At 68.8% G+C, this 12,204-nt stretch carries 16 protein-coding genes and 1 pseudogene; 6 read left to right on the plus strand and 11 right to left on the minus strand.

Going from position 1 to position 12,204, the window contains the following annotated elements; all coding sequences use genetic code 11:
* A complete protein-coding gene (locus MJ602_RS04890; protein ID WP_243019711.1) occupies positions 1 to 1,023 on the plus strand; it encodes a fumarylacetoacetate hydrolase family protein in 1,023 nt (340 codons plus the stop codon).
* Positions 1,024 to 1,028: 5 nt separating this feature from the next.
* Positions 1,029 to 1,673: a maleylacetoacetate isomerase gene (maiA, locus tag MJ602_RS04895; RefSeq protein ID WP_243019905.1), complete on the plus strand. Its 645-nt coding sequence runs from the start codon at positions 1,029 to 1,031 to the stop codon at positions 1,671 to 1,673.
* A gap of 184 nt (positions 1,674 to 1,857) precedes the next feature.
* Here maiA and MJ602_RS04900 read toward each other — a convergent pair.
* The 7 genes and pseudogenes from MJ602_RS04900 to MJ602_RS04930 form a co-directional block, all read right to left on the minus strand.
* A pseudogene (locus MJ602_RS04900) lies at positions 1,858 to 2,514 on the minus strand (lysoplasmalogenase); the annotation flags it as partial.
* A gap of 57 nt (positions 2,515 to 2,571) precedes the next feature.
* Positions 2,572 to 3,747: a DSD1 family PLP-dependent enzyme gene (locus MJ602_RS04905; protein ID WP_243019713.1), complete on the minus strand. Its 1,176-nt coding sequence runs from the start codon at positions 3,745 to 3,747 to the stop codon at positions 2,572 to 2,574.
* Positions 3,731 to 4,369 carry a histidine phosphatase family protein gene (locus MJ602_RS04910; protein ID WP_243019714.1) on the minus strand — a complete coding sequence of 213 codons (639 nt, stop codon included), beginning with the start codon at positions 4,367 to 4,369 and terminating at the stop codon, positions 3,731 to 3,733. The genes MJ602_RS04905 and MJ602_RS04910 overlap by 17 nt, the downstream gene beginning before the upstream one ends.
* 8 nt (positions 4,370 to 4,377) lie before the next feature.
* A complete protein-coding gene (locus MJ602_RS04915) occupies positions 4,378 to 4,983 on the minus strand; it encodes a DUF4136 domain-containing protein (protein ID WP_243019715.1) in 606 nt (201 codons plus the stop codon).
* Between the two features lie 44 nt (positions 4,984 to 5,027).
* On the minus strand, positions 5,028 to 5,981 hold the full coding sequence (gene ttcA / locus MJ602_RS04920) for a tRNA 2-thiocytidine(32) synthetase TtcA (protein ID WP_243019716.1): 954 nt from the start codon (positions 5,979 to 5,981) through the stop codon (positions 5,028 to 5,030).
* Positions 5,982 to 6,261: 280 nt separating this feature from the next.
* Entirely contained in the window at positions 6,262 to 6,633 is a 372-nt protein-coding gene (locus MJ602_RS04925) for a dihydroneopterin aldolase (RefSeq protein ID WP_243019717.1), read from the minus strand.
* Positions 6,630 to 7,436, minus strand: a complete 807-nt coding sequence (locus tag MJ602_RS04930; RefSeq protein WP_243019719.1) for an SDR family oxidoreductase — start codon at positions 7,434 to 7,436, stop codon at positions 6,630 to 6,632. The genes MJ602_RS04925 and MJ602_RS04930 overlap by 4 nt, the downstream gene beginning before the upstream one ends.
* A 21-nt stretch (positions 7,437 to 7,457) precedes the next feature.
* Between MJ602_RS04930 and MJ602_RS04935 the strand changes: the two genes are divergently transcribed.
* From MJ602_RS04935 to trxC, 4 genes are all read left to right on the plus strand, one after another.
* Complete coding sequence (locus tag MJ602_RS04935) at positions 7,458 to 8,567, plus strand: class I SAM-dependent methyltransferase (RefSeq protein WP_243019721.1); 1,110 nt, start codon at positions 7,458 to 7,460, stop codon at positions 8,565 to 8,567.
* Positions 8,568 to 8,737: 170 nt separating this feature from the next.
* Positions 8,738 to 9,043, plus strand: a complete 306-nt coding sequence (locus MJ602_RS04940) for a hypothetical protein (RefSeq protein WP_243019723.1) — start codon at positions 8,738 to 8,740, stop codon at positions 9,041 to 9,043.
* Positions 9,044 to 9,109: 66 nt separating this feature from the next.
* Positions 9,110 to 9,304, plus strand: coding sequence for a DUF2905 domain-containing protein (locus MJ602_RS04945; protein WP_162017506.1), 195 nt, complete (start codon positions 9,110 to 9,112; stop codon positions 9,302 to 9,304).
* Between the two features lie 36 nt (positions 9,305 to 9,340).
* Positions 9,341 to 9,775 (plus strand): thioredoxin TrxC, encoded by a 435-nt coding sequence (trxC, locus tag MJ602_RS04950; RefSeq protein WP_243019724.1) that lies wholly within the window; start codon positions 9,341 to 9,343, stop codon positions 9,773 to 9,775.
* A 10-nt stretch (positions 9,776 to 9,785) separates the two neighbouring features.
* Here the strand turns inward: trxC and MJ602_RS04955 are convergent, their stop codons facing one another.
* Genes MJ602_RS04955 through MJ602_RS04970 form a run of 4 tightly spaced genes read right to left on the minus strand, consistent with a single transcriptional unit; the run spans position 9,786 to position 12,196 of the window.
* On the minus strand, positions 9,786 to 10,268 hold the full coding sequence (locus MJ602_RS04955) for a DoxX family protein (protein WP_243019725.1): 483 nt from the start codon (positions 10,266 to 10,268) through the stop codon (positions 9,786 to 9,788).
* Between the two features lie 14 nt (positions 10,269 to 10,282).
* Positions 10,283 to 11,050, minus strand: coding sequence for an HvfC/BufC N-terminal domain-containing protein (locus MJ602_RS04960; protein ID WP_243019727.1), 768 nt, complete (start codon positions 11,048 to 11,050; stop codon positions 10,283 to 10,285).
* On the minus strand, positions 11,041 to 11,883 hold the full coding sequence (gene bufB / locus MJ602_RS04965) for an MNIO family bufferin maturase (RefSeq protein ID WP_243019729.1): 843 nt from the start codon (positions 11,881 to 11,883) through the stop codon (positions 11,041 to 11,043). Before bufB ends, MJ602_RS04960 begins: the two co-directional genes overlap by 10 nt.
* Positions 11,884 to 11,902: 19 nt before the next feature.
* Positions 11,903 to 12,196, minus strand: a complete 294-nt coding sequence (locus MJ602_RS04970; protein WP_243019731.1) for a BufA1 family periplasmic bufferin-type metallophore — start codon at positions 12,194 to 12,196, stop codon at positions 11,903 to 11,905.
* Positions 12,197 to 12,204 lie beyond the last annotated feature (8 nt).

Here is a 12,204-nt window from a genome sequence, read left to right on the forward strand (position 1 = left end):
ATGAAACTCGCCACCCTCCAGCAAGGCGGCCGCGACGGCACGCTCGTCGTCGTCAGCCGCGACCTCACCCGCTGCCAGCCCGTCCCCGCCATAGCGCGCACGCTGCAGGCCGCGCTGGACGACTGGGAGCGCTGCGCGCCCCAGCTCCAGCAGGTGTCCGATGCGCTCAATGGGGGCCAGGCGCCCGGCGCCCAGCCTTTCGATCCGGCGCAATGCCATGCGCCGCTGCCGCGCGCCTACCAGTGGGCCGACGGCTCGGCCTACCTCAACCATGTGGAACTGGTGCGCAAGGCGCGCGGCAGCGAGATGCCCGCATCGTTCTGGACCGACCCGCTGATGTACCAGGGCGGCTCGGACAGCTTCGTGCCGCCGCAGGCTCCCATCGACGCGCTCACCGAGGACTGGGGCATCGACTTCGAGGCCGAGGTGGCCGTGGTCACGGGCGACCTGCCGCTGGGCGCGGGCGTGGCGCGGTGCGCGCAGGCGATCCGCCTCGTCATGCTGGTGAACGATGTGAGCCTGCGCAATCTCATCCCGGCTGAGCTGGCCAAGGGCTTCGGCTTCTTCCAGTCCAAGCCCGCCAGCAGCTTCGCGCCCGTGGCCGTCACGCCGGACGAACTGGGTGACGCCTGGCAGGACTGCAAGCTGCACCGCCCCCTGAACGTGCAGCTCAACGGTCAGCCTTTCGGCTGCCCCGACGCGGGCCAGGACATGGCCTTCAGCTTCGCCCAGCTCGTGGCGCATGTGACGAAGACGCGCGCCATGGCGGCGGGCTCCATCGTCGGTTCGGGCACGGTGTCGAACAAGCATGGCAGCCTGCATGGCTCGCGCATCGCGCACGGCGGCGTGGGCTACGCCTGCCTGGCTGAGCTGCGCATGGTCGAGACCATCGAGGGCGGCGCGCCCGTCACACCTTTCCTGCGCTTTGGCGACCGCGTGCGCATCGAGATGTTCGACGCCACCGGCCAGAGCATCTTTGGCGCCATCGACCAGACCGTGCGCCGCGTGCCAGCGCCCGAGTGACCATGCTGCGGCTCTACACCTACTTCCGCAGCTCGGCCGCCTACCGCGTGCGCATCGCGCTCGCGCTCAAGGGGCTGGCGTATGACAGCGTGCCCGTGCACCTGCTGCGCGGCGGCGGCGAGCAGCTCCAGGCCGCCTACCGCGCCGTGAACCCGGCCGCGCTCGTGCCCGCGCTGCAGGACGGGGGCGCCACGCTCACGCAGTCGCTCGCCCTCCTCGAATACCTGGAAGAGACGCACCCCGCGCCCGCGCTGCTGCCGCAGGGCGCCGTGGGCCGCGCCCGCGTGCGCGCGCTGGCGCTGAGCGTGGCCTGCGACATCCACCCGCTGAACAACCTGCGCGTGCTGAACTACCTCACCGGCACCTTGCAGGCCACCGACGCGCAGCGCACCGCCTGGATACACCATTGGATGGCGCTGGGCCTGGAAGCCATCGAGGTGCAGCTGGCGCGCGACGCGCAGACCGGCCTGTGCTGCCATGGCGACACGCCCACGCTGGCCGACTGCTGCCTGGTGCCCCAGGTGTTCAACGCGCGCCGCTTCGGCCTGGACCTGGCGCCGTACCCCACGGTGCGGCGCATTGCGGAGCATTGCGAGGGCCTCGCGCCCTTCCAGGCCGCGCACCCAGCGCGCCAGCCCGACGCCGAATAGAGGTCTTCGTGACCCATCGCGTTGCGCTGTACGCGCAGCGCATCAAGTTGGCACGGCCCAGGCCAGCGGCCACCGTGCAAGGGCCGCCAGAAATCCCGCATGCAGGCACTGGTGGCGTCTCACCTCCCGCAGCGCGCAGCGGTGCGAGAGAGGGGGGAAGGAGCGAAGCGACACAGGGGGTGCTTCACTTCCTGCGCAGGCCAGCCACCATGCCGTGCACGATGAAGGCCTGCGCCGCGTAGTAGGTGGCCAGCACGCCCACCTGCGCCAGCGGCAGCGGCTGCACGAAGCGGTTGGTGGCCAGCAGCGAATCGCTGAGCATGAAGAAGCAGGCACCCAGCGCCACCTGGCGCGCCGCGCGGTCGCCCAGCACGCTGGCGCGGCCCAGGGCCTGCGCCGCCATGAGCGCGATCGCGGTGACATACACCGCCACCGGAATGCGCAGTTCGGCGGGCAGTCCGCCTTGCCACAGATACGCATACATGGCGCCGCCCACGCCCAGCGTGGCGGCCAAGGCGCCAGGCCGGGGCAGCCAGGCCACGCCCTGGCGGAACAGCACGATGTAGGCGATGTGTGCCAGCAGAAAGCTCACCAGCCCGGGGATGAAGAAGCCCTCGACCATGAGGAAGGCGTCGCCCGCCAGCGAGCCCACCAGCGCCGCGCCGAGCAGCCACCAGGATTTTGAATCAAATTGGCCCCTAGCGCTTATGGGATAAGCGCTGGTAGCTACTAAAACAATAGCAATCACCATGGTGAGCGGCTTGAACAGCCAGTGCCAGTGCAGCAGACCGGCCTCGCTGGTGATGGTGGCCAGTGCTGCGCACAGCACCATCAGCGTCAGCAGGGTGCGGTGTTGGGGGTGGAGTGTTGGGTGGGACATGGTCATGGGCAACGGGGTTCAGCTCAGCGCGCCGCGCGCATCGACCGCGATGATGCGTTCCACCACACCGCGCACCAGCCCGCCGCGCACGCCGATCAGCGTGTCGTGCAGGTTCACCGTAGGGTCGCAGTGGCTGGGCACCAGCCACAGCATGCTGCCAATGGTGGGCAGCGGGGTTTCGTCGGTTTCGGCGGTGAGGATGCCGTGCTCGTCGCCCGCGCTGTGGTAGGCCAGGCCCTGGCCTTCGGGCAGGTGGGCCACCCAGGGTACGCCCGCGTCGATGGCATGGCTGGTGTGGCCTGCGTCGCACACGGCGCGCTCGCCCTGGCGCGAGATCACCTGTGTCTTGACGTACAGCGCATGCTCGAAAGCCGGTTGGGCGGTCTCGCGTTCGTTGCGCGCGTAGTCGGCATCCATGAACAGGAAGGTGCCCGCCTGCAGTTCGCCATAGACGCCGCTGGCGGCCTCGTGCACCAGCGTGCCGGTGCCGCCGCCGGTCACCAATGGCACGCTCAGGCCGGCGGCCTGGATGCGCTCGCAGGTGGCGCGCACCGACTGCACGCAGGCCGTGGCCACGCTGCGGCGCTGGGCCGCGCTGCGCATGTGCTGCGCCCGGCCCTGGAAGGCCTGCAGCCCGGCAAAGCGCAACTGTGTGAGCCGCGCCACGGCCTGGGCCAGTACCAGCGCGGGCTCGCCGGGCGGTACGCCGCAGCGCCAGTGGCCCACGTCGATTTCCACCAGCACGTCGATGCGCGTCTGCGGTGCGGCCTGGGCCATGGCCTCGGCCAGGCGGGTGATGCCCTCGGGGCTGTCCACGGCCAGCGCCAGGCGCCCGCCCTGGGCCTGCAGGCGCGCGGCCAGGCGTGCCACACGCAGCAGCTTGGGGTAGGCGACCACCTGGTTGGTCAGGGTGATGTCGCGCACGCCGCCTGCGGCCAGCACCTCGGCCTCGGCAATCTTCTGCACGCAGGCGCCCACGGCACCGGCGCGCTGCATTTGCAGGGCCAGCTCGGCGCTGCGGTGGGCGTTGGCGTGGGGGCGCCACTGCACCTGGTGCTTGCGGGCAAAGTCGGCCATGCGGGTGATGTTGCGCTCCATCGCGTCCAGATCGACAACCAGCGCGGGGCTGTCGATCAGGTCCACGCGCTGGCCGACCAGTGGGTGTTGCAGTGCGGTGTCAGGTGACGGTTTCATCGCGGGAGCCCGTGTCAAGGTGCTGTGTGTCGGCCCAGCCCACCAGGGTCAGCCCTTGAGGCGTCCAGAGCAGGCGGTTGATGGAGGCGTTTGTCACCAGCCAGGTGCGCGGCGCCTGCAGGTCCAGGCCCGTGGCCATGCGGTAGAGCATGTCGAGCACGCCGCCGTGCGCCACCAGCACGATGAGCTGCTCCGTGTGCTGGGCTGCCAGCCGGTGTGTGGTGGCGGCAATGCGTTCGCGCAGTTGCACCAGGGTTTCGCCGCCCGTGGGCGCAAAGTGCGGGTCGCGCTGGCGCCAGCGCCGGGCCTGTTCAGGCAGCTCGGCCTCGATCTCGGCAAAGGTGCGGCCTTCGAGTTCGCCAAAGCTGCGCTCGCGCAGGCCGGGCTCAGCCACCAACGGGGCGCCGCTGGCCTGGGCGATGGCCTGGGCCGTGGCGTGGGCGCGCTGCAGGTCGCTGGTGTACACGGCGGCGAGCGGCTCGTCTGCCAGGGCACGGGCCACCTGGCGCGCTTGCCAGTGGCCGGTGTCGTTGAGGGCGATGTCCAGGTGGCCCTGGATGCGCGTGTCCACGTTCCAGGCGGTTTCGCCGTGGCGCACGGCGATGATGCGGGTGGCCTGCATCGGCACGCTCAACGCGGGGCGCCGGTGGGGGCCAGGGGCAGGCGCACCTGGCGCGGGCCCTGGGGCGGTTGCGGGAAGCCGCTGAGCGCGGCGTCGAACAGCACGCCAAACACGGCGGGGTCGTCGGTCCACACGTCCTCGAACAGGGCCGAGGTCTCGTACACCACCTGCTGCGTGCGCGCGTCGCGCAGTTCCACGCTCACTTCGCGCCGGTGCAGGGTGGGGGGCATCTCGCGCAGCATGGCGCCCGCGCGCATGCCGGGCCGCCAGCCACGGCCAGGGCCCCAGCCCCACCAGGCGGGCGGGTAGTGCGGCCAGTCGGGCAGGGCCTGGCCCGAGCGCACGCCCACTTCGGCAATCAGGCGGGGCTGTGCGTCGTCGCGCTGCAGCCCGGCGCGTTGCAGCGCGGCATGGGCCAGCGCCTCGATGGGGGCAAAGGCCTGGGCCGCCGCCTGTTGTGAGGGGAGCTTGTCGAGCCGGTAGGTGGGCGGCGCAGGCGGGGTGGTGAGGGTGGACCAGCTTTGCACCTGGCTGTCCACCACGCGGGTGGTGGAGCAGCCTGCGACCAGCGCGGTGCCCAGCAGTGCGAGACCGAGAGAGCGGCGGGAAAGCATGCTGTCCTCCTTGGGGGTGTGGCCGGTCGGCGGGCGGGCCTTGTTCAGCCTATGCGAACCACCTGCATGCCGGGCAGCGGGGGCGGCACAGGGAACTCTTCTTCGTCAAAGGCCTTGTCGCCGTCCTCGCTGGCAACGCCGGTGGCACGCGCGTTCACAAAATCGTACAGCGCGCCGTCCAGCAAATGGCTGGGCACCACGTTTTGCAGGGCGTTGGCCATGTTTTCCACGCGGCCGGGGTATTTTTTCTGCCACTCGCGCAGCATTTCGCTCACCTGCTTGCGCTGCAGGTTCTCCTGGCTGCCGCACAGGTTGCAGGGGATGATGGGGAACTGGCGCACCTTGGCCCACTGGGTGGTGTCCTTCTCGGCCACAAAGGCCAGGGGGCGGATCACCACGTGGCGGCCGTCGTCGCTCACCAGCTTCGGGGGCATGCTCTTGAGTTTGCCGCCAAAAAACATGTTGAGCAGCAGCGTGGCCAGCATGTCGTCGCGGTGGTGGCCCAGGGCGATCTTGGTGGCGCCCAGTTCGTCGGCCACGCGGTACAGAATGCCGCGGCGCAGGCGCGAGCACAGGCTGCAGGTGGTCTTGCCCTCGGGGATGAGGCGCTTGACGATGCTGTAGGTGTCCTCGTTCTCGATGTGGAAGGGCACGCCCACGCTGGTCAGGTAGTCGGGCAGCACATGCTCGGGGAAGCCGGGCTGCTTCTGGTCCAGGTTCACGGCCACAAGGTCGAAGTGGATGGGCGCACGCTTTTGCAGCTTGAGCAGGATGTCCAGCAGCGCATAGCTGTCCTTGCCGCCCGACATGCAGACCATGACCTTGTCGCCTTCCTCGATCATGTTGTACTGCACGATGGCCTTGCCCACCTCGCGGCACAGGCGCTTTTCGAGCTTGTGCGCCTCGCGCTCGATCTTGAAGCTGTGGGGCGTGGGGCCAGCCTGCGGTGCGTCGGCGGCGGGGGTGTCGGTGTCGGTGTCGGGGGTCCAGGTGTTCATTGTGTTGCTGTGTAGAACCTGTTTACGATCTTTTCATGGGGTACGCAAGGCAGCAAACCGTCACGATCTAGGCGCCTGCCGCAGCCCATGCTGGCGGCCTGGGCAAGGCGGGCAACAACGAGCGTGGCGGTTTGCTGCCTTGCCCGAAGGGTTGCCCCGCAAAAGCAGCGTCTGCGGCGTTGCAAATCCTCTCCGGGCCACCAGCCCGGCTGCGGTTTGCGCCTTGCATCCACTGCTTTTGCGGGGCAACGTACCCCATGAAAAGATCGTGAACAGGTTCTCACCACTGCCCGGCTTCCATGCGGATGGCGACTTCGCAGTCTTCAAAGATTTCGAGTTTGGCGATTTTGACGCGCACGCCCTGTACGCCAGGCAGTTGCAGCAGCCGGTGTGCGAGCTTGCCGATCAGCGTCTCCAGCAGGTTCACATGCTCGGCCGTGCACTCGTCGATGATGATCTGGCGCACCTTGCGGTAGTCCAGCACATGGGCGATGTCGTCGTCGTGCGGCTCCAGGGGCTGTGCGCCCAGGCTCAGCTCGGCATCGACCTGGATGGGTTGGGGAGAGCTCTTCTCGTGCGCCAGGATGCCCAGGTTGGCGTCAAAGCGCAGCCCGGTCAGGGTCAGGGTCTGCAGGCCGGTGGTGGGTTTCATGGCGGGGTGGGGGTGTCTTGCATGAGGGAAAAGTCGCGCTCAAAGCGCATCAGGTGCTGGCCGCCATCGACCAGCAGCGTGGTGCCGGTGAGCGCGCGGTTTTCCAGCGCAAAGCGCACGGCCTGGGCCACGTCCTGCGCGGTGGACGAGCGCCCCAGCGGGCTGAGCGCGTGCAGGCGCTGAAACTGCTCCTCGCTGAGGTAGTGGCTGGTGAGCGTGAGCCCCGGCGCCACGCCCACCACGCGCACGCGCGGCGCCAGCGCCATCGCCAGCATGGTGCCCGCGGCTTCCAGGGCGGCCTTGGAGAGCGTGTAGCTCAAAAAATCGGGGTTCTGATTCCAGAGCTTCTGGTCCAGCAGATTGACCACCGCGCCCTGGGCATCGGCCTCGCCCTGGGCAGCGCGTTCGTTCAGGTGCGCGTGCAGGGCCTGCGCCAGCACAATCGGCGCCGCCGTGTTGCTGGCCAGGTGCTGCTGCAGGCGGGCGTAGCCAAAGGTGGCGGGGTCGTCGTGTTCGAACAGCGAGGCGCTGTTGACCACCGCATCCACCGCACCAAAGTGCGCCACCACGCGCGGCAACAGGGCGCGCACGGCGGCTTCGTCTGAAAAATCAGCATCAAAATGGCCACTAACGCCCGAAATACGGGCGCAAGCAGCTACTGTTTCGATAGCATCCTGCTCTGCGCTGCGGTAGTGCACCGCCACCTGCCAGCCGCCTTCGGCCAGCGTCAGGGCAATGGCACGGCCCAGGCGCTTGGCAGCGCCGGTGACCAGAACGGTGCGCGGGCGGGTGGGGGTGGGCATTCGGGGACAATGCAGAGCGTGATGACAGAACCACCAAGTTTAACGACCGCCCTGCATTCCCACATCGCCCAGGCCATCGGCGCCGCGGGCGGCTGGATCGGATTCGACCGCTTCATGGCGCTGGCCCTGTACACGCCGGGCCTGGGCTACTACGCGGGCGGCCTGCCCAAGTTTGGCCACCTGCCCCAGTCGGGCAGCGACTTTGTGACCGCACCCGAGCTGACCCCGCTGTTCGGCCAGGCACTGGCCGTGCAGGTGCGCGAGGCGCTGGAGCGCACGCAGACCCGCGAGCTGTGGGAGTTTGGCGCGGGCTCGGGGGCGCTGGCATTGCAACTGCTGGACGCACTGGGCGACGCGGTGCAGCGCTACACCATCGTGGACCTGTCGGGCAGCCTGCGCGCGCGCCAGCAGGAGCGCCTGGCCGCGCACGCGCACAAGCTGCGCTGGCTGGACGCCCTGCCCGACGCCATGGAAGGCGTGGTCGTGGGCAATGAACTGCTGGACGCCATGCCCGTGCAACTGCTGCTGCGCCAGGGCGGGCAGTGGCATGAGCGCGGTGTGACGCTGGAGCAGGGTGCGTTCGTCTGGCAAGACCGGCCTACCCCCCTGGCGCCGCCGATTCCCATCGAAGGCACGCACGACTACCTCACCGAAATCCACCCCCAGGCCGAAGCCTTTGTGCGCACCCTGGGCGAGAAGCTGCGGCGCGGCGCACTGCTGCTCATCGACTACGGCTTTGGCGAGCGCGAGTACTACCACCCGCAGCGCCACATGGGCACCCTGATGTGCCACCGCGCCCACCAGGCCGACGACAACCCGCTGATGGACGTGGGTGCCAAGGACATCACGGCGCACGTCAACTTCACCGGCATCGTGCTGGCCGCGCAGGAGCAGCCCTTGCCCGTGGGGCAGGAATGGCAGTTGCTGGGCTACACCTCGCAGGCGCACTTCCTCATCAACTGCGGCCTGCCGCAGGCCATGGAGCAGGCGCCGCTGCAAGAGCGCGCCCTGGCGGCCAAGCTGCTGATGGAGCACGAGATGGGTGAGCTGTTCCAGGTGCTGCTGCTGGCCAAGGGCGCGCCCTGGGAGGCCGTGGGCTTTGCGCACGGCGACCGCAGCCACAGGCTTTAATGCAGGGTAGCTGTCTATGCACCTCGGGGCCATTGCCTGTTTCTTGTTGGCGTCTGCCTTCTACGCGTGCGCGTGGTCGCGCGTCGCGTACGGTTTGGCGATCTTCGGTGTCTTTTTTGAGATCGTTGCGTGGGTTGTCTTGATGGCAGCAGACAAGAAACAAGAATCCAATGGCTGAACCACTCTCTGCGTCGCGTGATTGCAAGGGCCGTATCGTTCGCGTAGGCGACCGGATACGCCTTATCGGACTATCTGGAAGATGGCTCGACGAATTGCCACCAGACGAAAAGCAAGACGTTCTGTCCATGATCGGTGAAGTATTTGCAATCGAAGAAATTGATGAATATGGCCATCCGTGGGTTCGAAAGTCCTGGCCGAATAATGAGGAAGGAAAGTGCCACTCCCACTCTATTGCCCTTGAATCAATCGAGATGGAGCTGTTGGATAGTGATGCAGCACAGCAAGGCAATGATTAAGTTTGATCAGCAGGTTTTGTTTGTGATCATCAGAGCGACTCCCTCCGATTCAACTTTTGCATTGCAATGATCCGCTGGCTCATCGTCGTCTTCCTCGCGCTGGTGCTCATCAACGGGCTCACGCCCTGGTTGCAGCGCCTGGGGCTGGGCAAGCTGCCGGGGGATTTCCATTTCCGGTTGTTCGGGCGCGAGTGGTACATCCCGCTGGCCAGCACCGTGCTGCTCAGCTTTGTGCTGAGCCTGATCGTCAAGTGGCTCTGACTTGATTTTTTCGGGGTGCGGCCCGATGTCTGGGGCATGACCGAAGCCCTGCACATCGTCTGCCCCCACTGCCACACCACCAACCGCGTCCAGGCGGCGCAGCTCACCAGCCAGCCTGACTGCGGCGGCTGCCACCAGCCCCTGTTCATGGGCGCGCCGCTGGCGCTGGATACCGCCAGCTTTGCCAAGCATGTGCAGCGCAGCCACATTCCGGTGCTGGTGGACTTCTGGGCGCCCTGGTGCGGGCCGTGCCGCCAGATGGCGCCGGCCTTTGCCCAGGCGGCGCGCACGCTGGAGCCCCAGGTGCGGCTGGCCAAGCTCGATACCGAGGCGCACCCGCAGGTGGCGGCGCCCTACAACATCCGCAGCATTCCGACCATGGTGCTGTTCCAGGGCGGGCGCGAGGTGGCACGCATTTCGGGCGCCTTGGGCGCGGCGGACATCGAGCGCTGGGTGCGCAGCGTGCTCTGAACCAAAGACCTCAGCGCAGTCCCAGCCAGCGGTCCAGCGACAGGCGGCCCGCGCCGCGCCCGGCCAGGTAAAGCATCAGCGCCGCCCACGACAGGTGCGTGGGCCAGGCGTCGGGGTACACAAAGACCTGGATCACCAGCGTCATGCCCAGCAGCGCCAGCGCCGACAGGCGCGTGAAAAGTCCCAGCACCAGCAGCACCGGGAACAGGTGCTCGGCCAGGGTGGCCATGGGCGCCGCCCATTCCGGGGGGATCAGCGGCAGCTTGTATTCCTCGCGGAACAGCAGGTAGGTGGTGTCGGTGATCGTGAAAACGCCCTCCACCTTGGTGCGGCCCGACATCCAGAAAATGCCCGCCAGCGCCAGGCGCGCGGCCAGCGCGATCAGGCCGTGCGGCGTGCACTGCTCCAGCCGCTGGGCCAGGCCGTTCCACAGCCCCCGCACGCCGGGGAGGGATGCGGGCGCAGAGCCGACAGGGGAATGGGTGGTGTGCATGGGGTACTCCTCGTTCAACAGGGTTCGGGCGCGCGCAGGGCGCCGGTGCGCAGCAGCAGCGCGACGAGTGCGGGCAGGTCGGCGGCGGGGTCGGCTTGCAAGGCCTGGGCGGCGGCGTCTTCAAAAGTGGCGCCTGCGGCGCAGGCGTCCAGCAGCGCGCAGCCCGCGCGCGGCAGGGGCGCCCATTGCACGGCGTCGTGCGGGCGCGTCAGCAGCGCGCCTTCGCCCTGCCAGGGCAGGCGGGCGTCCCAGGGCAGCCCCTCGCGCTGGCATTGCCACAGGCGGTAGGCCGGGTGCTCCGCGCACCACTGCCAGCGCGCGGCCGGGTGGGGCAGCAGGCGCAGCCGCGCCAGGGCCTCGGGCGCTTGCTGGGCCAGCCAGGCGGCTTGCAGCGCGGGCGCGTTGGCGGCCAGGTGGGATTCGGTCCAGCAACGGTCCAGCCGTGCCACGGCGCCCAGGTAGGGCAGGTCGGCAGCCGGGCCAAAGCCTTCCAGAAAATCGGCAAAGCCCGCGCCATAGCCCATGAGTCGCCCATCCGTCGGCGGGTGCTGGTGCACGAAGGCATGTGCCGTGGCACGCAGCCAGTCGGTGCCCACCAGGGCGTGCACGGCGGGGTAGTTGGCCTGCAGCGCGTCGATGCAGCCCTTGGCCACGGTGTTGCGGTACACGGCAAAGCCGGGCTGGGCCAGCAGCGCATCCAGCCAGGCGGGCGGCGGCGTGCTGGCGCCGGGCGGGGGCAGCAGGGCGCCGGCCAGGCCGTCCTGGAAATCGCTCAGGTGCATGGCAGGGCCTCCAGGTTCGCGAGCATGCGGTGCGCGCGCTCGCGCTCGGCCAGCAGCTCGAGAAGGGGCGGGATGGCGTCGTCGCGCTCGATCAGCGTGGGTTGGGGGCCGGTGCGTGCGATCAGGTGCTCGTACAGCGCCCACACGGGCTCGGCCACGGGGGCGTCGTGGCTGTCGATGAGCAGCGCCTCGCCCAGGCGCGGGTCGGCATGGTGGCCCGCGAGGTGGATCTCGGTGATGGCCTGCACCGGAAACGCGTCCAGGTAGTCGTGGGCGCTGGTGCCCAGGTTGTGCGCGCTGAGGACCACGTTGTTCACGTCCAGCAGCAGGCTGCAGCCGGTGCGCCGCGCCAGCTCGGCCAGGAAATCGGTTTCGGACCAATCGTGCCCCTCGATGTGCAGGTAGTGCGTGGGGTTCTCGATGGCGATGGTGCGGCCCAGGGCGTCCTGCGTGGCGGCGATGTTGGCCGCGATGCGCGCCAGCGCCTCGTGCGTGCGCGGGAAGGGCAGCAGGTCGGGGTGATAGCGCCCGCGCCAGGCCGACCAGGCCAGGTGCTCGGACACCAGCGCGGGCTCGATGCGCCGCACCAGTTGCGCCAGGCGCCGCAGATGCTCCGCATCGGGCGGCGCGTCGGCCGCGAGCGAGAGCGACACGCCATGCAGCGACACCGGGTGGCGCGCGCGGATGGCTTCGAGCCAGGCCAGGCGCGGGCCGCCGTCGGCCAGGTAGTTCTCGGGGTGCACCTCCCACCACAGGCCGCTGGCGGTGCAGTGCAGGGCCTCGTCGTAATGCTGGGGCTTGAGGCCCAGGCCTGCGGTGAGAAGGTGGGGCATGGTGCGGTCCTATCGGGGATCAGGCCTTGATGGCGCTGAGGGAGCCCATGCCCTTGGGCGTCTGGATGCTGGTGCAGGTGCCCGCAGGCACATACTTCCAGGCGTTGCCCTGGTAGTCCACCTTGGATGTGCCCGCGCAGGTGGTGCCGGGGCCGGCGGCGCAGTCGTTCTTGCCGGCCATGGAGACGCCGTAGCACTTTTCCATGGCGGGCTTGGCCATGTCGCCGGACTTGTTGTCCGACTGCGCCAGGGCAGCACCAGAAGCGAGGGCGGCAAAAGCCAGGGCGCCGAGGGTGAGGGAACGGGTGGTCATGCTGATAG

Origin of the sequence: Simplicispira sedimenti (genome assembly GCF_022760965.1) — a bacterium.
In the GTDB taxonomy this organism is placed as follows: domain Bacteria; phylum Pseudomonadota; class Gammaproteobacteria; order Burkholderiales; family Burkholderiaceae_C; genus Simplicispira; species Simplicispira sedimenti.